The following is a 20,769-nucleotide window of genomic DNA, read 5'->3' on the forward strand; positions in this document are numbered from 1 at the left end:
AGAGTGCCGCTAAACTTGCCGTGGGTGGGGATGCCCTTACCCTGCCCTTTTCTCTCCACCGCGGTGCTCTAGGGGCCCCACACGAAGCGAGTTCACTAGATCGAGCCCCCTATCTTTTCCTCGGGCAGCCCAAGCGATGAGCCGCCGAAAGGTCGACCGTAGGTCCACATGCGACACACCTCACGAGCTACCCGAGTAAAGCGGAGGCTCGATCGGGTGGAATGCCTTCGCGCGGGGCCCCTAGAGCACCGCGGTGGGGAAAAAGCGTGGGGTGAAGGGCATCCCCACCACACGGCAAGTTTAGCGGTACTCCTCCCCCACACGAAGGCATTCCACCCGATCGAGCACTGGCGTAGCGGGTGTTGCGTACCAGCGCGCTCAGCTTTAGAGATTGAAGGGCAAAGGACGAAGAGCGAAGGACGAAGAGCGAAGGACGAAGAGCGGGGTGCGCGGTCGGGGTCAGGTCGGGGCACTGGTTGGGTTAGGTCGGGTTAGATGTTGCCGCGTTCGTTGAGGTATTGGAATGCGGTCTCGCGTAGCCTGGTGTGGATGCCGTCATAAGCGGGTGTCTTGACAATGCCCTTCGGCACCTTCGCCAGCATCGTGTAGGTGGTGTCGACAACGTTCCCCGCCGGTGCGAGTCCGGCCTGGCTCACCAGTTGGTAGGCGTCCAGTGCGTCCAGGTTCAGCAGCTCCGATGTCCAGCCGACCAGGTCGTGCTGGCTCACCCGGAAGGCGTCCTCCAGGGGACGGGCCGATCCCGTTGACATCAGGTAGTCGTCGTTCTCCAAGCGTGGCCACGCCGGGCCGCCGCCCTTGATCAGGTCGACCACGATCACGGTGGACATCGCGGCCTCGACCGCTGTTCCGCAGACCTCGCCCTCGCCCTGCCTGCAGTGGCCGTCGCCCAGGGAGATCAGGGCTCCGGGGACGTTCACGCCGAAGTACGCCGTCGTTCCGGCGCGCATCTCCGGGGTGTCCATGTTGCCGCCGTGCGCGCCCGGGGTGATGCTCATGATCACCTCGTGCGCGGCCGGGGCGACGCCCACGGTGCCGTGCATGGGGTCCAGGGGTAGTTCGACCGAGAAGTCGCTGGAGCGGGCCTGGAATCGGCAGGTGCCGCGCGTGGTGTCCACCTCGTACAACCAGACCCGTTCCGGCAGTGCCTCGTGCAGCATCGCCGTGGTGTGCGTGGCGGTCAGGGCGCCGAAGTGCGGGAAGGTGGTCGACACCGCCCAGTCGCGGACCGGGCGGATGTCGACGAAGTGCACGGCCACGGTGTCCCCCGGTTCGGCGCCGACCACCGCGATCGGGCCGGAAACCGGGTTCAGGTAGGGGAACTGGCAGACCTGGCTGGGCAAGTCGCCGATCCCCCGCACCGCGCCGCCGAAGCAGTCCTCTGTGGACAGCTCGACCACGGTGCCCGGCCGCACGGTGAGGACCGGTTCCCGGCCGCCGAAGACGAAGTTCGGCTCGCCCGGGGGCAGGGCCACGACCTCGATGCTCACTTGTCCTCCTGCGGTTCGCCGCCGATGCCCGCCAGTTCCGGTTTGCGGCCCGCCGCGAGCAGGCCGCCGAGGATGATCACGCCGATGCCCAGCCAGATGAAGCCGGTGGTCTGCGCGGCGACCTTCGCGTTGACCACCACGTAGGCCAGGATCGCGAACCCGATGGCGGGCGCGATCAGGTGCGCCCACCAGTTCCGGCTGCGGTTGCGCACGACGTAGTGCACGACCACGGACACGTGCAGCACCAGGAACGCCGTCATGGCACCGAAGTTCACCAGCGAGCTGAGCAGCGTGATCCCGTCGTCTCGGGACTGCATGTACAGACCCAGGGCCAGCGACACCCCGGCCACCAGCAGGGTCGCGTTGACCGGGATGCGCCGGGTCGGGTGGATCTTGGCCAGGAACCCGGGGAGCTGGCGGTCGCGGGCCATCGCGTAGAGCAGCCTGCTGGTGGCGGCCTGGGCGACCAGGGAGTTGGCGAAGCCCCAGGACACCGCCGTGGCCGCCGCCGTCAGCACGGCCAGCCAACCGCCGCCCGCGACCCGGGCCGCGTCGTAGAAGGCGGTCCCGCCGGAGTCGCCGTTGGCGATCAGGCCCGCCGGGTCGGGTACCAGCAGTGCCGCGACCCAGGTCTGCACGATGAACAGCACGCCGGTGACCAGCAGCGCGGCCACCATCGAGCGGCCGATCGCCTTGGCCGAGTCGCGGTTCTCCTCGGCCAAGGTGGAGATGCCGTCGAAGCCCAGGAAGCTGAGCACCGCGATCGACACCGCGCCGAACACCAGGCCCCAGGAGAACGTGGCGCTGTCGAACACCGGCTTGAAGCTGAAGCCGTGGCCCTTGCCCTGCACAAGGGCCACGACGCCGATCACCAGGAAGATCGCCAGGATGACCAGCTGGGCCACCAGCATCACCCGGTTGACCTTGGCGGTCATCTCGATCCCCAGGTAGTTCACCGCGGTGTTGAGCACCACGAAGATCACCAGCCAGAGCCACACCGACACGGCGGGCACCAGCGAGTTCATCGCGATGCCCGCGATCAGGTACAGCAGGCTGGGCACGAGCACGTAGTCGAGCAGGATCATCCAGCCCGCCAGGAAGCCGACCGGCGCGCCGATGCCGCGGCCGGCGTAGGTGTAGACCGAGCCGGCGATCGGGAACGCCTTGGACATCTGCGCGTAGGACCAGGCGGTGAACAGCATGGCGACCATGCCGATGGCGTAGGCGAGCGCGATCATGCCGCCGGAACCCTGGAACACGCTGCCGAAGATGCCGAACGGCGCGATCGGCACCATGAAGATCAACCCGTAGACCAGCAGGTCCCGGAACCCGAGCGAGCGCCGCAGCTCCTGCTTGTACCCGTACCGCGCGAGCTCCGCGTCCTCGCTCATGCGTCCTCCTGGCCGTGTCGTCGTCCGCGCAGCGTAGGCCCGATCCTTCCATTTGAAAAGATTCCGTCTGGAAGATCTTTACCCGCCGGACACCGCCCCGCCACGCTCACAGCTGCGTGATGACCGTGAGGTCGAGCCCGTCCGCGCGCGCCAGGAAACCGCCCGCGCGCGGTGGGCCCAGCGGAGCTGCCGACCACGCGCCGCGGTCGGTGGTGGCCAGCAGGCCCGCGGTGGCGATCTGGGCACCCGCGGCGTGCAGACCACCGGAGGCGGCCAGCGCCGCGACCAAGTGGACCCCGTCGTAGCAACCTTCGGCGTACGCGTCGAGCACCGGCGCGCGCCCGCCAAAGAGCGCGCGGTGCCGTTCGGCCAGGGCGATCCGGCGCTCGTCACCCTGGCCCGCGAACGAGCGCATCGCCGCGTACAGCTCGCCGGTGTCGTCGCCGCCCGCCGCCAGCAGGCCGTTCTCCTCCAATGAACCCGAGAGCCGCACGACCCGCGAGGCCAGCGGGGACGCCGCGAACGCGCGGTTGAACTTCGCCAGGTCGCGGCCCACCAGGCTGAGCAGGATGGCGTCCACCCGCACCCGGGTGAGCGCGCCGACGATCTCGTCGGCGTCGGTGCCGGGCCCGGGGAACGGCACCAGCCGCTCGGAGACCACCTCGGCGCCGAGCGCGTGCACGATCCCGGTCGCGACCCGGTGCACCGCGCGCGGCCAGATGTAGTCGCTGCCGACCAGGGCCCAGCGGCGCAGCCTGCGCCGGGCGACCAGCCAGCGCAGCGCGGGCGCGAGCTGCCGGGCCGGGCTGTCGCCGAGCAGCACCACCCCGGGGCGGCGCGACCCGCCCTCGTGCGGCGGGGTGAACACGTACGGCACCCGTCCGCCGAGCGCGACCTCCAACGACCGGTGCACATCGCTGGTGTGGAACCCGACGAACGCGTCGACCAGGCCCGCTAGCCCGGCGGCGTCCCCGGCGACCACCGCGGGATCACGACCGGCGTCGACCAGCACGAGCTGCACCTGGCGACCCGCCACCCCACCCGCGGTGTTGAGCTCGGTGGCCGCCAGGGACGCGGCGCCCAGACCCGACGGACCGGTCAGCCCGAGCGCGCCGGACAGCGGGAGCAGCAGGCCGATCCGCAGCGCGCCCGGGTCCGGACCGGCCACGGCGACCTCGACGCGGTCCCGCAGCACCGCGCGCACGACCGCAGACGAGTCCATGACCGGACAGTATGCTCGCGGGACACCCACCCCGGCGGAAGGCGCGTCATGGCTGATCAGCGCGGCACCACGGTGCCGGACCTGGTCGATCTGCTGACCCGCGCGCAGCGGGCACTGGCCCGCGACCTGGGCACGGTGTTCGAGGAGGAGGGCACCACGGTCGACCAGTGGCGCGTGCTGCGCGAGCTGGCGGTGCGCGAGCGGGCGATGGGCGAGCTGGCGGGCGCGCTGGAGATCCCGCACCCCACCCTCACCCGGTTGGTGGACACCCTGGTGGACTCGGCACTGCTCTACCGGTCACAGTCCGAAGAGGACCGCAGGCGGGTCTCGGTGCACGTCTCCGACCTCGGCCTGGCCAAGCTCGACCGGCTGGAGGCATTGGCCGCCGCGCACGAGCGCAAGCTCACCGCGGCGCTGCGCCCGGAGACCGTCGCCGACCTGTCCGGCCTGCTCCGGTCACTGCAGGCCCAGGACTCCTGACCAGCGGGAGCCCGGACCGAACAGGGCGTTCAGACGGTCAGAGGCCGATGGTGTTCTGCTGCAAGGGATCATCACTCGCGGCGGGGGTCATCGAGGCGGGCTCGAGGCGCTGCAGGCCCATGGCGCCGATCATCAGCATGAACGGCACTGCCAGTCCGATCCACATAGGACGGTCCCTTCCCGGTCGCCGACTCGCTTCACCCGACAGATACCCCCTCCCCCGGTCGGTTACACCAACCGGACGAACGGTGTGCGCTGCGTCACGAACCCGGACCGGGCACCGCGTGCCCCGGAGCCGCCCCAGCCGACGAGATCACCCGTACGTTCGCCCAGTTCGGAGCGGGTCAGCCGGTGTGCTCCGCACGTGCCTCCAGCCGTGCCACCCGCGCCACCAGCGGGGCGAGTTCCTTGCGCACCACCGCGGTGAGCGCCGCCGCGGGATCGCCGGCCTGGGCGCGCAGGTGCACGTACCCCGCCAGGGCCGCCACCACCGCCGCCCGCACCGCCTTGAGGTCGGCGCCCGCCGCCCGCAGGGCCGCGCCCCCGGCGCCGTCGGGCTCGGCGAGCAGGCCGATCAGCAGGTGCTCGCAGCCGACGTAGTTGTGCCCCAGCGACACCGCCTCGGTGACCGCGAGCTCCAGCGCGCCCGCCGCGCCAGTCGAGAACCGGTCGGCCGGGCCGTCCCCGGCGGGCAGCGCGACGACCACGGCGGGCGGGTCGACAGCCACCGCGCGCAGCACGTGCAGCGCCAGGTTCGTGCCCTCGGCCAGCATCCCGTGCAGCAGGTGCTCGGTGCCGACCTCGGCGGCGCCGTCGGCGCGCGCCCGCTCGATCGCCAGCCGCAGCACCGCGCGGGTGCGCTCGGTGAACTGGGCCAGCCCGGCCGTCGGGTCGGCGACCGCGAGGTCGCCCAGCACCGTCGCGCGGATCGCGGTCACCCGCTTGACCGACTGCTCCAGTGCCCGCTGGCACACCGCCGACACCGGCACGCCCGCCGCCCGGACCGCCTCGGCCAGCTCGTCCGGCAGGTACACGTTGATCTTCGGCATGGTCGCCCCTTTCGCTACCCCCATAGATAACCCCACAAGGGGTTACATGTCAAAGGGCCCGCACCGGAAACCGGTGCGGGCCCCTGTGACCAGCGGGGTGATCAGCCGCCGAGGGTGTGGAACAGATCGGTGTGGTCGTGGGTGCCCAGCACCGCGAGCGAGCCCGGGCCGATGGCCCAGACCGGGACGACCGCGCCGGTGTGCTGCTGGCTCGGCGCCGTGGCGGCCGGGGCGGCACCCGGGCCGCCGTAGCCGGCGGTGCCGTAGGTCAGCGTCAGGGTGGCGCCGTCCTTGGTGGTCAGGTTGGTCGAGTAGCCGGTGGGCAGGCCGTTGCCCGAGGCGTCCTCGGAGACGATCTGGCTGGTGTGCGCGTGGTCGGCGCTGACCACGACCAGGGTGTTGGGGTGGCTGCGCTGGTAGTCCAGCGCGACACCGATCGCCTTGTCGAACGCGACGGTCTCGCCGACCTGGCCGCAGGCGTTGGTGGCGTGGTCCTGCTTGTCGATCGAGGCACCCTCGACCTGCAGGAAGAAGCCGCGCCGGTTCTCCAGCAGGCTGATCGCCTTGCTGGTCATGTCGGCCAGGCTCGGCTCGTTGGCCGGGCGCTGGTTCTCCACGCACGGCGCGGGGGCGTTGCCCTTGCCGAGCGCCGCGGCCGGGCCGCTCCACTCGACGGCCATGTTGCTCGCGTTGAACAGGCCGAGCACCGGCTTGTCCGCCTTCTTCACCGCGGCGAGGCCCGCGGCGTCGGTGACGTACTGGAAGCCCTTGGCCTGCGCGGCCTGCGCGACGGTCTTGCCCGCGTCCGGACCACCGGTGACGGTCTGGTCGTAGCGGCCGCGGCCGCCACCGAGCAGGACGTCGATCTTGTGGTCGACCTGCTGCTCGGCGATCGAGCCCAGGCCGCCCACGGCCTTGGTCTCCTTGGCGCAGGCGGCCATGTTGGCCGGGCCCTGGCAGCCGCGCAGCGAGATGTGCGAGGACAGCACGGCCGGGGTGGCGTCGGTGATCTCGGCGGTGGAGACGTCGCCGACCTTCAGGCCGCGCTTCTGGGCCTTCTCCAGGACGGTCTCGTAGTTCTCGCCGGGCACGTCGATCGCGGTGCTCGGGCCCTGCGAGATCCGCTCGTCGATGGTCTTGCGGCCGGTCGCCCACATGGTGCCGGTGGAGGCCGAGTCCGGGTCGTAGTCGGGCAGGTACGGCGCCGCCGCGGCGGGCTTGACCGACCAGGTGGTGTCGAAACCGGTGAGCGCGAGCCGGTCGACGTTGAGCTTGTTGTGCACGCCCTGGTAGTAGCGGGCGGCGGTGATTTCCTGCGTGCCCATGCCATCGCCGATGAGGTAGATGACATTCGTCGGGTGCCGGTCGACAAGCGCCTGCACAATGGCGCGCTCGGTGGCGCCGGAACCGTTGAAAGAACCGTCCGCGGACGCGGTACCCGCGCCGACCGCGGCGGTGAGGGCGGCCACACCGGCGACGGCGACAATCACCTGTCGTTTCATTTATTGACCTTTCGCCTAACGAGGAGACTCGGGCGCACGGTAATCCCCGTTCACAGACGGCGGGTGTCCATTCGCCGTCCAGGCGATGACACTCCGCCCGGGGCAATGCGACACAACCGGCAATTCAGGTCAACGCACGGCGCAAACCGGACAAGCCGTCGGACCTCAGTCTTCCGGGTGACCACTGATCGGGCGGCGGTGCACGGGCAGTAGATCGACAACCCCGGCACACGAGCGCGTTTCCGCCACACGATCGGGTGGCATGGAAATCGCTACCCGGTTTCGGTCCGTATGGTGAATCCGCAGCGCGCCCGGACCCAGCGCCGATGCAGGCGCACGTTCGAAGGACTCACGTCATGACTTCAATTTCGGACTCGCCAAACCGTTCCCGGAACCGTGCCACCGGCAGGCGCGGGCTGCTCGTGACCGCCGCCGCCGTGGTCGCCGCGACCGCCACCGCGGGCGTCGCCGCCGCGGCCCCCGGGCAGACCGACACCGACGACACCATCGCCAAGGTCGTGGTCACCTCGGCGATCACCCTGACGAACCTGACCCCGGACTTCACCCTCACCGGGCTGCCGGGCGCCACCGTGGCGCAGAGCGGCATCGTCACCTTCACGGTCACCACCAACAACCTGGCGGGCTACGCGGTCACCGTGCAGAGCCGCACCCCGGCGCTCGCGCCGACGGCGTCGGGCAACACCGACTCGATCCCGATCAGCGCGCTGTCGGTGCGCGAGACCGGCACCACCCCGTACACCCCGCTGAGCAACACCGCCCCGGTGACCGTGCACAGCCAGTCGACCCGCTCGGCGCCGACCGGCGACAACCTGAGCAACGACTACCAGGTCGTGATCCCGTTCGTGAACGAGGACACCTACACCACGACCCTGGACTACGTCGCGACGACGCTCTGAACCGCTGACACGCCCATGGCCCACCCGCTCAGGGGTGGTGCCGTGCTCGCGACCGCCACGCTGCTGTGGGCCTGCACGGCTCCGGCCGCGCCAGCGGTCACGGCACCCGGCACCACAACACCCACCACCCCGACACCCACCACCGCGACCCCTGCGGGCTCGACCCCCGCCGGCTCGAGCACCACCACCCCGCCGTGGTCGAACCCGGCGCAGACCACCTCGTACAGCACCGTCCCGGCGGGGTTCTCGCTGACGGTGAGTCCCACCAGGATCGTGGTCGGACCGCAGGAGAGCACGGGCACGCACGAGGTCCTGGTGGTCAACCGGGGGCAGGCCCGGGCCACCGTCACCGTGCAGGAGCGCGACTTCGTCGGCGGTGCCGACGGCTCGCTGGTGTTCCAGGAGCGGGCGCCGTACTCGGCCTCGGAGTGGGTCGCGGTGAGCCCGACGACCTTCGACCTGGGACCGGGCACCAGCCAGGTGGTGCGCGCCGCGGTCGCGGTGCCCCCCGCGCCGGAGCCGGGCGACCACCAGGTCGCGCTGGTCTTCCTGGTCGAGGCCGGGGTCACCGAGGCCAACGTCCGGGTCAACCGGGGGGTGGCCACGCCGATCTACATCACCGTGTCCGGGCCCGCGCACGACTTCAGCACGATCACCGACCTGGCCGCGCCCGGCTTCGTGCTCGACGGGCCGGTGCGGCTCTCGGCCAAGGTCCACGACGAGGGCACCGTGCACCGCGACTTCCGCGGCCCCACCGCCCTGCGGGTGAGCGCGTCGGGCGAGAGCGCGACGTTCCCGGACTTCACCGTGCTGCGCGGCGGCACCCGCGACATCAGCACCGACTGGGAGCCGCCGCTGTTCTGCGTGTGCTACCCCAGCGTCACGGTCACCAACGCCAACGGGGTCACCCGCACGGTGCAGGCCCAGGTGGTGGTGGTCCCGCTGCACCTGATCGGCGTCGTGCTCGGCGCGCTGCTGGTCCTGTGGCTGGCCTACCGGCTGGCCCGGCGCCGCTACCGCGCGGCGGTGGCCACGGCGGCGGCCAGGGTGAACGAGTCGGGCGATGCGTAGGGCGACTGCCCTGACCGCGGCCGCGGCGCTGGTGGCCGGGGTGGTGGGCGCCGTGGTCGGCGGGGTCTCCCCCGGCACCGCCCGCGCGGCGGGCACCACCCTGTTCGACAACTCTTTCGCCTACAACACCATCGCCGCGGGCGGCACCGGCACGGTCACCGTGCCCACTCCGGTCGGCGGGGTCAACGCCGCCTGCCTGACCGCGACCGGCAACCTGCTCACCGGGCCGGTGACCAGCTGCCTGGGCACCACCGACGCCAACGGCGCGGGCAAGCTCCGGCTCACCTCGGCGGCGGTCACCCAGGCGGGGTCGGTGTTCGGCGCGACCAGCTTCCCCACGTCCAACGGCCTGGACATCACCTTCAACACCTACCAGTACGGCGGCACCGGGGCCGACGGCATCTCGTTCGTGCTGGCCGCGGTCGACCCGGCGAACCCGGTCATCCCGACCACCATCGGCCCCAACGGCGGCTCGCTGGGCTACTCCTCGAGCGCGGGGACCGTCGGCCTGCCCAACGGCTACCTGGGCATCGGCCTGGACGTCTACGGCAACTTCAGCTCGCCGAGCTTCCAGGGCTCCGGCTGCGCCAACCCCACCTACATCAGCGCCGCGGTCGCGGGGGCGATCGTGGTGCGCGGCCCGGGCAACGGCACGGTCGGCTACTGCGGGCTGACCACCACCTACGCCGGGACCACCGCGTCCCGGGTCACGCTGCGCGCCTCGACCAGGGCGGCCTCGGTGGTGCCGGTGCAGGTGCTGATCAACCCGACCACGGTGGCCTACACCTCGGCCACCGGCGTCTCGGTCGCGGGCAACTCCTACAAGGTCGTCGCCACCCCGGTCGGCGGCACCGCCAAGACGCTCACCGGCACCTTGCCGACCGTCTCGTCCACGCTGTACCCCTCGAGCAGCTGGCTCACCGCCTCCGGGGTGCCCAAGCAGCTCGCGTTCGGCTTCGCGGGCTCGACCGGCGCGGTCACCGACGTGCACGAGATCGGCAACGTCAAGGGCCTCAGCGCCAACCCGGTCCCCCAGCTCACGGTGAGCACGACCAGCTACTCGCCCGCCACCGCCACCGCGGGCGGTCCGGTCACCTACACCGTCTCCGCCGGTGTGCTCGCGGGCGCCGACGAGGCGAGCGCGGTCTCGGTCACCCAAACGCTGCCCGCGGGCGTGAAACCGCTGGGCGCCTACGGTTCCGGCTGGACCTGTGCGACCCCGGTGGGCCAGTCGGTCACCTGCACCACGACGGCCACCTCGATCGCCAACGGCACGACCCTGCCCAACATCACCGTCGTCGGGGTCGCCACCACCAGCGTCACCGCGGCCACCGTGCAGAGCGGGTCACCGTCCACTGTGTCCTCTTCGGACGGCAGCCCGGCGACCGACACCACGACCACGGCGGGCACCCTGGCGACCACGCCGTCCGGGCTGGCGCTCAGCCCGGCGACCGGGTCGGTGTCCGGCGGCGGGAACGTCACGATCACCGGCTCGAACATCACCAACGCCACCGCGATCGAGATCGGCACCACGGCCGAGCAGCAGGCGGGTACCCCGGTCACGCTGTTCCCCTGCACCGCCACAGTGACCACGGGGTGCTTCACCGTCTCGGGCAGCACGTTGGTGATCAACGGGATGCCCGCGCGGGCGTCGGTGGGCGCGGTGAACGTCACCGTGGTCACCCAGGGCGTGGCCAACTCGGTCGCCTACACCTATGTGGACAAACCCGCGACGCCCGCGGCGCCCACCGCCACCGCGGGTGTCACCAGCGCCACGGTCACCTGGACGGCGCCCGCCACCAATGGCAGCCCGATCACCGGCTACGTCGTCACGCCCTACCTGAACGGCGTGGCGCAGACACCGGTGAACTACGACGCGTCGGCCACGACACGCACCCTCACGGGCCTCACCGCGGGTGGGAACTACACCTTCACCGTCGCGGCGGTCAACGCGTACGGCACGTCAGCGGCCAGCCCGCTGTCCAACACCGTGGTGCCCTACACGGTGCCCACCGCGCCGACGATCACCGCGGCGAGCGCGGGCGACGCGCAGGCCACCCTCACCTGGACCGCGCCGACCAGCAACGGCGGCAGCGCGATCACCGGCTACGTGGTCACCCCGTACATCAACGGTGTCGCCCAGGCACCGCAGACGTTCAGCGGCACCGCGCTCACCCAGACCGTCACCGGCCTGACGCCTGGCACGGCGTACACGTTCACCGTCGCCGCGCAAAACGCCGCCGGGACCGGGCCGCCGTCGAGCTTCTCCGCCTCGGTCACCCCCAACCGCTCCCCCAGCCTGACCTTCGCCAACCCGGCGTCCGGCGAGGTCGGCGTCGCCTACAGCACGACGTTCACCGTCACCGACGGCACCGCGCCGTTCACCTGGTCCATCCCGAGCGGCGCGCTCCCGCCCGGCCTCACGCTCAACACCTCGACGGGCGTCCTGAGCGGCACCCCGACCACGGCGGGCAGTTACACCTTCACCGTCCAGGTCACCGACGCCAGCGGCCAGACCGCGACCAAGTCGGTGACGATCGTGATCGCCGCCCAGCCCACCATGACCTTCACCCCGCCCGCCGGTGAGGTTGGCGTCGCCTACACGACGCAGCCCACCGTCACCGGCGGCACCAGCCCGATCACCTACGCGGTCACCGCGGGCAGCCTCCCGGGCGGGCTCACGCTCAACACCTCGACCGGCGTGGTCAGCGGGACGCCCACGACGGCGGGCAGCTACACCTACACCCTCACCGCGACCGACGCGTTCAACCAGACCGCCGCCAAGACGGTGACCGTCGCGATCGCCGCACGGCCAACGCTGAGCACCGCGACGCCACCCGCACCGCAGGTGGGCGTCGCCTACAGCACCTCGTTCGACGTCACCGGCGGCACGGCGCCGTACTCGTGGGCGCTCACCGCGGGCAGCCTGCCGCCCGGGCTGACGCTCAACACCGCCACCGGGGTGCTCTCCGGGACGCCGACCACCACGGGGACGTACTCGTTCAGCGTCACCGTGATCGACGCCTTCGGGCAGACCGCGACCAAGGCGGTCACGCTGACCGTCGGCGCGGGTCCGATCGTGATCACCAAGACCGCCAACACGTCCTCGGCCGCGGTGGGCAGCACGGTGGCCTACACGATCACCGTGGCCAACACCGGCTCGACGGCGTTCACCGGGGTCACCCTGTCCGACCCGCTCGGCGGCGTGCTCGACGACGCCACCTACAGCGGCAACGCCACCGCGACCAGCGGCACGCTGACGTACTCGTCGTCCACCCTGGGCTGGACGGGCAACGTCGCCGCGGGCGCCACCGTCGTGATCAGCTACTCCGTCGCGGTCAGCAACCCGGGCACCGGCAACAAGATCCTGGCCAACACGGTGTCATCGTCCACTTTGGGCACGAACTGCCCCAGCGGCGGGGCCGACACCCGGTGCACCGCGACGGTCACCGTGCCCGGCCTGAACATCGTCAAGTCCGCCGACGTCTCCAGCACCACCCCGGGCGGCACGGTCCGCTACACGATCACCGCCACCAACACCGGCCAGACCGCCTTCGCCGCCGCCACCTTCACCGACGGACTCGCGGGTGTGCTCGACGACGCGAGCTACAACGGCGACGGCACAACCACTTCCGGCAGCGTGTCGTTCACCAGCCCGAACCTCACCTGGACCGGCCCGCTCGCGATCGGCGCGAGCACCACGGTCAGCTACTCGGTCACGGTCAACAACCCCGACACCGGCGACAAGGCGCTCACCGGCACGGTGACCTCGCCGACCGCGGGCAGCTCGTGCCCGAGCGCCGCCCCGGCCGCGCAGTGCACCTCGACGGTCACCGTGCTCGTCCCGGCGCTGTCGATCACCAACACGGCCAACACCACGAGCACCACCCCCGGCGGCACGGTGTCCTACACGGTCACCCTGGCCAACACCGGGCAGACCGCCTACACCGGCACGAGTGTCGCGATCGGACTGTCCGGCGCCCTGGACGACGCCATCTACGGCGGCGGTGCGAGCGCCACCAGCGGCAGCCTCGCCTACAGCGCGCCGACGCTCACCTGGACCGGGAACATCCCGATCGGCGGCACGGTCACCATCACCTACGCGCTCACCGCCCGCTCCCCCGCCCCGGGCGACAAGACGATCACCACGGTGGTGTCGTCGGGCGCGGCGGGCAGCGCGTGCCCGGCGGGCAGCGCGAACTCCGCGTGCACCAGCAACGTCCAGGTACTCATCCCGGGCCTCACGATCACAAAGGCCGCTGACTCGGCGACCACCACGCCGGGTGCCACCGTCCGCTACACCATCGCGGTCACCAACTCCGGCCAGACGCCCTACACGGGCGCCGCGCTGAGCGACCAGCTCACCGGCGTCCTCGACGACGCCACCTACAACGGCGACGCGGCGGCCACCAGCGGCAGTGTCTCCTACAGCGCGCCAACGCTTTCCTGGACGGGGAACCTGGCCGTGGGCGCCACCGCGACGATCACCTACTCGGTCGCGGTGAAGTCCCCGGCCACCGGCGACAAGACGATGACCAACACCGCCACCTCAACCGCGGCGGGCAGCACTTGCCCGACGGGCTCGCCGGGCGCCCAGTGCACCAGCACCGTCGCGGTCCTGATCCCGGCGCTGACCTTCGCGGTCACCCCGGACGCGACCACGACCACGCCGGGTTCGACGGTCAAGCACACCGTGTCGGTCACCAACAGCGGCCAGACCACCTACACCAACCTGGCCGTCACGGTGGATCTCAACGGCGCCACCGACGACGCGACCTACGACAACGACGCCGCCGTCAGCACCGGCAGCCTGGTCAACAACGGCGACGGCACCGCCACCTGGACGCTGAGCCTGGCCCCGGGCGCGGCGGCCAACCTGACGCTCACCACCACGGTGAACAACCCGGACACCGGCGACAAGGTGCTGCGGGTGGCGGCCTACAGCACGGCGGCGGGCAGCCCGTGCGCGGCGGGCTCGACCAGTTCGTCCTGCCGGGACACCGTGACCGTGCTGGTGCCGGGGCTGACGATCACCAAGTCCGCCAACGCGAGCGCGGTCACCCCGGGTGACCCGGTGACCTACACGGTGTCGGTGGTGAACTCCGGCCAGACCACCTACTCCCCCGCCGCGTTCACCGACGACCTCACCACCGTGCTCACCGACGCGGTCTACACCGGCAACGCCACCGCCACCACCGGTGCGGTGTCCTACTCCGCGCCAGTGTTGTCCTGGAGCGGCACCCTGGCGCCGGGGGCGACCGCGACGATCACCTACGCCGTGGCGGTCCGCGACCCGGACCCCGGTGACAAGCGCCTGATCAACACGATCGTCTCCAGCGCACCCGGCAACAACTGCCCCGCGGGCGGCACCGACGCGCGGTGCACGGCCACGGTGAGCGTCCTGGTACCCGCCCTCACGATCACCAGCACCGCGGGCAGCGCCACCACTGTCCCGGGGGCCACGCTCAGCAAGACCATCACCGTCACCAACTCCGGCGCGACGCCCTACACCGACGCGGCGTTCACCGACGCGCTGGCGGGAACCCTGGACGACGCGGACTACAACGGCGACGCCGCCGCCTCCACCGGCACGGTGTCCTACGCGGGTGGTGTGCTGAGCTGGTCGGGCAACCTGGCCGTCGGCGCCTCGGCGACGATCACCTACACGGTCGCTGTGCACCCGGCCGACGGCGGCGACAACCTGGTGAAGGACACCGTCACCTCGAGCACCCGGGGCGTGAACTGCACGTCCGGCAACACCGACAGCAGATGCGGCTCGACCGTCCCGGTGGCCAGACTCGTCCTCCAGCAGTCCTATCAGGACACCTCGACCACCCCCGGCGCGGTCGTCCGGCTCAACGCGACGTTCACCAACACCGGCAAGGTGGCCTACACCGGGATCACGGTGTCGAGCCCCAGCGCGGACACCCTCGACGACGCGATCGCCAACGGCGACCAGGCCGCCACCTCGGGCACGCTGTCGCTGGGCGCGAGCGCGATCAGCTGGACCGGCGACATCCCGGTCGGCGGCACGGTGTCGGTCACCGGCACGCTGACCGTCAAGAACCCCGACACCGGCAACAAGCTGCTCACCGGCACGATGAACTCGACCGCGCCGGGCAACAACTGTCCTACTGGGACGACCGACACCCGGTGCACCGCCGCGCTGCCGGTGCTCGTCCCGGGGCTGACCCTGACCAAGGCGGCCAACACCACCACCGCGGTCCCCGACGGCACAGTGAGCTACACGGTCACCGTCACCAACAGCGGCCAGACCGCGCAGACCGGCGCCGCGTTCACCGACTCGCTCTCCGCCGTGCTGGACGACGCCACGTACAACAACAACGGCGCGGCGACGACCGGCACGGTGTCGTTCGCCTCGGAAACCCTTTCCTGGAGCGGAAGCCTGGCCGTGGGCGCCGTCGCGACGATCACCTACTCGGTCACGGTCAACACCAACGGCACCGGCGACAAGACCCTGACCAACTCGGTCAGCTCGACCAACGCGGGCAGCACCTGCCCGCCCGCGAGCGGCAACACCGCGTGCACCAGCACCGTCGCCGTGCTCACCCCGGCGCTGACCCTGGTCAAGACCGCGGACCTGCCCAACGCCACGCTCGGGTCGACGGTCACCTACACGATCAGGGCCACCAACACCGGGCAGACGGCCTACGCCTCGGCCGCCTTCACCGACCCGCTGGCCGCCGTGCTCGACGACGCGGTCTACAACAACAACGCCACCGCCACCGCGGGCACCGTCTCCTACGCGAGCGGCGTGCTGAGCTGGTCCGGCCCGCTGGCGCTGGGCGCCGCGGCGACGATCACCTACACGGTCACCATCCGCAACCCGGACCCCGGCAACCAGTCGATGACCAACACCGTCGTCTCCACCACCCAGGGCGCCAACTGCGCCTCGGGGAGCACCGACGGCCGGTGCACCGCGACCGTGGCGGTCACCAACGCGACCAGCCTGACGCTGACCAAGACGGCCGACGTCACCGCGACCACCGCCGGGCAGCGGGTGACCTATACGGTCAAGGTGGTCAACGCCAGCATCCTGCCGGTGCTCAGCGCCGACTTCAGCGACCCGCTAGCCGACATCGTCGACGACGCCACCTACAACAACGACGCGGTCGTCTCGGCGGGCACGATCACCTACTCCGGCACCACGCTGTCCTGGGCGGGTTCCGTGGGCGCGCTGAGCACGGTCACCGCGACGTACTCGGTCACCACCAAGGCGGTGCCCACCGGCAACCAGATCCTGACCGGGCGAGTCGTCTCCACGGCGTTGCTCTCCAGCAATAACTGCCTGTCCACCAGCACGGACCCGCGCTGCGTCAGCACCATCCCGGTCGCGAGCCTGCGGATCCAGCAGGCCTACACCGAGACCTCGACCACCCCCGGCTCCACGGTGCACCTCACCGCGACGTTCACCAACACCGGGCAGTACGCCTACAACGGCATCTCGATCACCAGCCCGACCGCCGACACCCTCGACGACGCGATCCCCGGCGAGCAGTCGGTCAGCTCCGGGACGCTGGTGCTGTCCGCCACCGCGATCACCTGGACCGGCGACATCCCGGTCGGCGCCACGATCACGCTCACCGGCGAGCTGACCGCCAAGGACCCGCCGACCGGCAACAGGCTGCTCACCGGAACCCTCCAGTCCACCGCGCTGGGCAACAACTGTCCTACTGGGACGATGGACACCCGTTGCACGGCAACGGTCCCGGTGCTCATCCCCGGCCTGACGATCACCAAGAGCGCGGACACCACGTTCGTCGTCCCCGGCGGCACGGCGGGTTTCACGATCACCATCCGCAACTCGGGCCAGACGCCCTACACCGGCGCCTCGGTCACCGACGTCCTCTCCGGGCTGCTCGACGACGCGGTCTACAACAACAACGCGGTCGCTACCTCGGGCGCGGTGGTCTACACGAGCCCGAACCTGGTCTGGACCGGCAACCTGGCCGTTGGCGCGACCGCCACGGTCACCTACTCGGCCACCGCGCGGAACCCGGCCACCGGCGACAAGACCATGGTCAACCCGGTTTTCTCGACCACCGTCGGCAGCACCTGCCCACCCGCCAGCGGGGACGCGGCCTGCCGCACCACGGTCGCCGTGCTGACCCCGGCGCTGACCATCACGTCGTCGGCCGGGACCAGCTCGGCGATCCCCGGGCAGACGGTCGCCTACAGCGTCACCGCGACCAACACCGGCCAGACCGCCTACGGCGCGGCCACCTTCAGCGTCCCGCTGGCCGACGTGCTCGACGACGCCACCTACCCCGGCGGCGCGACCGCGAGCTCCGGCACGGTCACCGTCACCGGCCAGACGCTCACCTGGACCGGCCCGCTGGCCACCGGCGCGGCGGCGACGATCACCTACCCGGTGGTGGTGAACAACCCGGACACCGGCAACCACCGGCTCACCCAGACCGTGGTGTCGACCAGCCAGGGCAGCACCTGCCCGACGGGCGGGACCGACCCCCGGTGCACGACCTCGGTGCCGGTGGCCGGGCTGACGATCACCAACGTGGCGAGCACCGCCACCACCAAACCCACCTCGGTGGTGAGCTACACGGTGACCCTGGCCAACTCCGGCCAGACGCCGTACACCGGGATCACCGTCGACGCGGCCTTCGCCGGTGCCCTCGACGACGCCGACTACAACGGCGACGCCGCCACCAGCTCCGGCAGCCTGCTGCTGATCGCCGAGACCGGCACGGTGCGCTGGACCGGCGACCTCCCGGTCGGCGGCAGCGTGGTGATCACCGGGTCGGTGACGGTCAAGTACCCCGAGCCGGGCGACAAGGTGCTCAGCACCGTGGTGACCACGGCGGCGGCCGGGAGCAACTGCCCGACCGGCGGCGCGGACACCCGGTGCCGCACCAGCGTCACGGTGCTCACCCCGGCGCTGACCATCACCAAGTCGGCCGACACCACCACGACCACGCCGGGCGGCACGGTCGGCTACACGATCACGATCAGCAACACCGGCCAGACCCCGTACGCCGGCGCCCGGGTCAGCGACTCGCTGCGCGGGGTGCTCACCGACGCGACCTACCTCGGCGACGCCAGCGCGACCAGCGGCACCGTCGCCTACACGAACCCCACGCTGACCTGGACCGGCGACCTCGCGCTCGCCCAGGTGGTCGTGGTGGCCTACCACGTCCGGGTCAACACCCCCGACCTCGGCGACAAGCGGATGGTCAACGGCGTCGCCTCCGACGAGCTGGGCAGCACCTGCCCCACCGGCGACGCCCGAGCGGGGTGCTCGACCGAGGTCACCGTGCTGGTGCCCGCACTGGACATCACCGTCACCGCCGACCGGACCACCACCGTGCCGGGCGGGTCGGTCGACTACACGGTGACCATCGCCAACACCGGGCAGACCCCCTACGTCGGCGCGAACGTGGTCGTGCAGCTCGCCGGGGTGCTCGACGACGCGGCCTACGACGGCGACGGCACGGCCACCACCGGCGGCCTCGCCTTCACCGCGCCGAACCTCACCTGGACCGGCGACCTGGCGGTCGGCGCGACGGCGGTGGTCAGCTACGGCGTCACCGTCGCCCGGCCGGACACCGGCGACCTGCGGCTGGTCACCACGGCGTACTCGACCGCGCCGGGCAGCAGCTGCGGCGCGGGCTGCCAGAACACCGTGGTGGTGCTGATCCCGGGGCTGTCGGTGTCCACGACGGCGAACGTGTCCACCGCGACGCCCGGCGACGAGGTGGTCTTCACGATCACCCTGGTCAACACCGGGCAGACCGCGTACACGAACACCACGGTGAGCACATCGCTGGCGAACGTCGTCGACGACGCCCTGTTCGACGGCACCGTGACGGCCTCGACCGGCGTCGCCACCTACACCGCCCCGGCGCTCTCCTGGACCGGCAGCCTCGCCGTGGGCGCCACAGCGGTGATCACCTACGCGGTCACCGTCCGCTCCCCCGACCCGGGGGACAAACTGCTGACCTCGACCGTGGTGGCCCCCGCGCAGGGCAGCACGTGCCCGGCGGTGGGCGGCGCGCCCGCGTGCACGGTGTCGGTGACCGTCCTGGTCCCGGCGCTGACGATCAGCAAGACGGCGAGCTCGCCCACGGCGACGCCCGGGTCCACCGTCGGCTACCGGATCGTGGTCACCAACACCGGGCAGACCGCGTACCCGGCCGCGGTCGTCTCGGACTCGCTGCGCGACGTGCTCACCGACGCCGACTACGACGGCGACGCCGCGGTGGTCGGCGGCGGCACCCTGTCCTACGCCGACTCGACGATCACCTGGACCGGCGCGCTGCCGATCGGGGCGGCCGCGACGATCACCTACTCGGTCACCGTCCGCGACCCGGACCCCGGCGACAAGTGGCTGATGAACGAGGTCAGCTCGCCCTCGCCGGGCAGCAGCTGCCCGCCGGACGGCAGCGCCCCGGGCTGCTCGACCACGGTGCAGGTGCTGGTGCCCGCGCTGGCGATCACCAAGACGGCCGACACCGCGACCGCGGTGGCGGGCGGGTCGGTCCGCTACACCGTCACGCTCACCAACACCGGCGAGACCGACTACACCCCGGCGACCTTCGTCGACTCGCTGGCCGCGGTCCTCGACGACGCCGACTACGCGGGCGACGCCACCGCCAGCACCGGCGACGTCGCCTACACCGCGGGCACCATCACCTGGTCCGGCGGGCTCGCGGTGGACGAGGTCGCCACCGTGTCCTACTCGGTGCGCACGCGGTACCCGGCCACCGGCGACAAGACGCTGTCGAACCGGGTGTCCTCGCCGTCGGCGGGCGCGAGCTGCCGCACCGGCGCCGAGGCGGGCTGCTCGACCGCGGTGGCCCTGCTGGTGCCGGGCCTGGCGATCAGCAAGGCCGCGAACACCGCCCAGGTCGTGGCGGGCGGCTCCGTGCAGTACACGATCACCGCCACCAACACCGGCGAGGCCGACTACCCGTCGGTCACGATCACCGACCCGCTGGCGGGCGTGCTCGACGACGCCGTCTACAGCGACAACGCCACCGCCACGAGCGGCACCGTCGGCTACGCGGGCGGCACCGTCACCTGGACCGGGCCGGTCGCCCGCGGCGCCACCGTGCTGATCACGTTCACCGTCGCGGTCAACGCGGGCACGACCGGCGACGAGGTGCTGCGCAACCGGGTCGAGTCCGCGGCGGTCGGCAGCACATGCCCGGTCGGCGGCAGCGCGCCCGCCTGCTCGACGACGACCCCGGTCGCGCCGCGGTTCATCACGCTGACCGACCTGACCCCGGAGTTCACCCTGACCGGCCTGCCGGGCGTCGCGGTGGACTCGACCGGCATCGTCACCATGACGGTCACCACGAACAGCACCAGCGGCTACACGGTCACCGTGCGGCCGCTCTCGCCGACCCTGGTCGGCAGCACCACCACGATCCCGGTGGAACGGCTCAGCGTGCGGGAGACCGGCGGCGGGGCGTTCCAGCCGCTCGCGCCGGGCGCCGCGCGGGTCGTGCACCGGCAGGACACCCCCTCAGCACCGAGCGGCGACGCGGTCAGCAACGACTACCGGGTCGAGATCCCCGACGTCCCCTCGGACACGTACGCCGCGACGCTGGAGTACGTGGCAGGCACCCAGTGAGCCACCGCCAAGGAG

The 20,769-nt window shown here is 71.6% G+C and carries 10 protein-coding genes; 4 read left to right on the plus strand and 6 right to left on the minus strand.

Features of this window, described 5'->3' with window-relative positions; genetic code table 11:
* Positions 1 to 491: 491 nt before the first annotated feature.
* The 3 genes from QSK30_RS14325 to QSK30_RS14335 all read right to left on the minus strand — a co-directional run bounded on the left by QSK30_RS14325 (position 492) and on the right by QSK30_RS14335 (position 4,121).
* Positions 492 to 1,508: an acetamidase/formamidase family protein gene (locus tag QSK30_RS14325; RefSeq protein ID WP_285503091.1), complete on the minus strand. Its 1,017-nt coding sequence runs from the start codon at positions 1,506 to 1,508 to the stop codon at positions 492 to 494.
* Positions 1,505 to 2,899 carry an APC family permease gene (locus tag QSK30_RS14330; RefSeq protein ID WP_285503092.1) on the minus strand — a complete coding sequence of 465 codons (1,395 nt, stop codon included), beginning with the start codon at positions 2,897 to 2,899 and terminating at the stop codon, positions 1,505 to 1,507. Before QSK30_RS14330 ends, QSK30_RS14325 begins: the two co-directional genes overlap by 4 nt.
* A gap of 106 nt (positions 2,900 to 3,005) precedes the next feature.
* Positions 3,006 to 4,121 carry an ABC transporter substrate-binding protein gene (locus tag QSK30_RS14335; protein ID WP_285503093.1) on the minus strand — a complete coding sequence of 372 codons (1,116 nt, stop codon included), beginning with the start codon at positions 4,119 to 4,121 and terminating at the stop codon, positions 3,006 to 3,008.
* A 48-nt stretch (positions 4,122 to 4,169) separates the two neighbouring features.
* Between QSK30_RS14335 and QSK30_RS14340 the strand changes: the two genes are divergently transcribed.
* Positions 4,170 to 4,601 (plus strand): MarR family winged helix-turn-helix transcriptional regulator, encoded by a 432-nt coding sequence (locus QSK30_RS14340; protein WP_285503094.1) that lies wholly within the window; start codon positions 4,170 to 4,172, stop codon positions 4,599 to 4,601.
* 37 nt (positions 4,602 to 4,638) lie between these two features.
* On the opposite strand, the gene QSK30_RS14345 is transcribed toward QSK30_RS14340, so the two are convergent.
* From QSK30_RS14345 to QSK30_RS14355, 3 genes are all read right to left on the minus strand, one after another.
* The gene (locus QSK30_RS14345) at positions 4,639 to 4,767 is read right to left on the minus strand and encodes a hypothetical protein (protein ID WP_285503095.1); all 129 of its coding nucleotides are present in this window, start codon (positions 4,765 to 4,767) and stop codon (positions 4,639 to 4,641) included.
* A 178-nt stretch (positions 4,768 to 4,945) separates the two neighbouring features.
* Positions 4,946 to 5,650 (minus strand): Clp protease N-terminal domain-containing protein, encoded by a 705-nt coding sequence (locus tag QSK30_RS14350; RefSeq protein WP_285503096.1) that lies wholly within the window; start codon positions 5,648 to 5,650, stop codon positions 4,946 to 4,948.
* Positions 5,651 to 5,751: 101 nt separating this feature from the next.
* A complete protein-coding gene (locus tag QSK30_RS14355; protein WP_285503097.1) occupies positions 5,752 to 7,152 on the minus strand; it encodes an alkaline phosphatase in 1,401 nt (466 codons plus the stop codon).
* 356 nt (positions 7,153 to 7,508) lie between these two features.
* On the opposite strand from QSK30_RS14355, the gene QSK30_RS14360 reads away from it, so the two are divergent.
* The 3 genes from QSK30_RS14360 to QSK30_RS14370 are packed head-to-tail and all read left to right on the plus strand — an operon-like array spanning position 7,509 to position 20,754.
* Positions 7,509 to 8,069, plus strand: a complete 561-nt coding sequence (locus QSK30_RS14360; protein ID WP_285503098.1) for a hypothetical protein — start codon at positions 7,509 to 7,511, stop codon at positions 8,067 to 8,069.
* A 42-nt stretch (positions 8,070 to 8,111) separates the two neighbouring features.
* Entirely contained in the window at positions 8,112 to 9,140 is a 1,029-nt protein-coding gene (locus tag QSK30_RS14365) for a fimbrial biogenesis chaperone (RefSeq protein ID WP_285503100.1), read from the plus strand.
* A complete protein-coding gene (locus QSK30_RS14370; RefSeq protein ID WP_285503101.1) occupies positions 9,133 to 20,754 on the plus strand; it encodes a DUF7927 domain-containing protein in 11,622 nt (3,873 codons plus the stop codon). The genes QSK30_RS14365 and QSK30_RS14370 overlap by 8 nt, the downstream gene beginning before the upstream one ends.
* Positions 20,755 to 20,769 lie beyond the last annotated feature (15 nt).

It is taken from the genome of Actinokineospora sp. NBRC 105648 (assembly GCF_030269645.1).
In the GTDB taxonomy this organism is placed as follows: domain Bacteria; phylum Actinomycetota; class Actinomycetes; order Mycobacteriales; family Pseudonocardiaceae; genus Actinokineospora.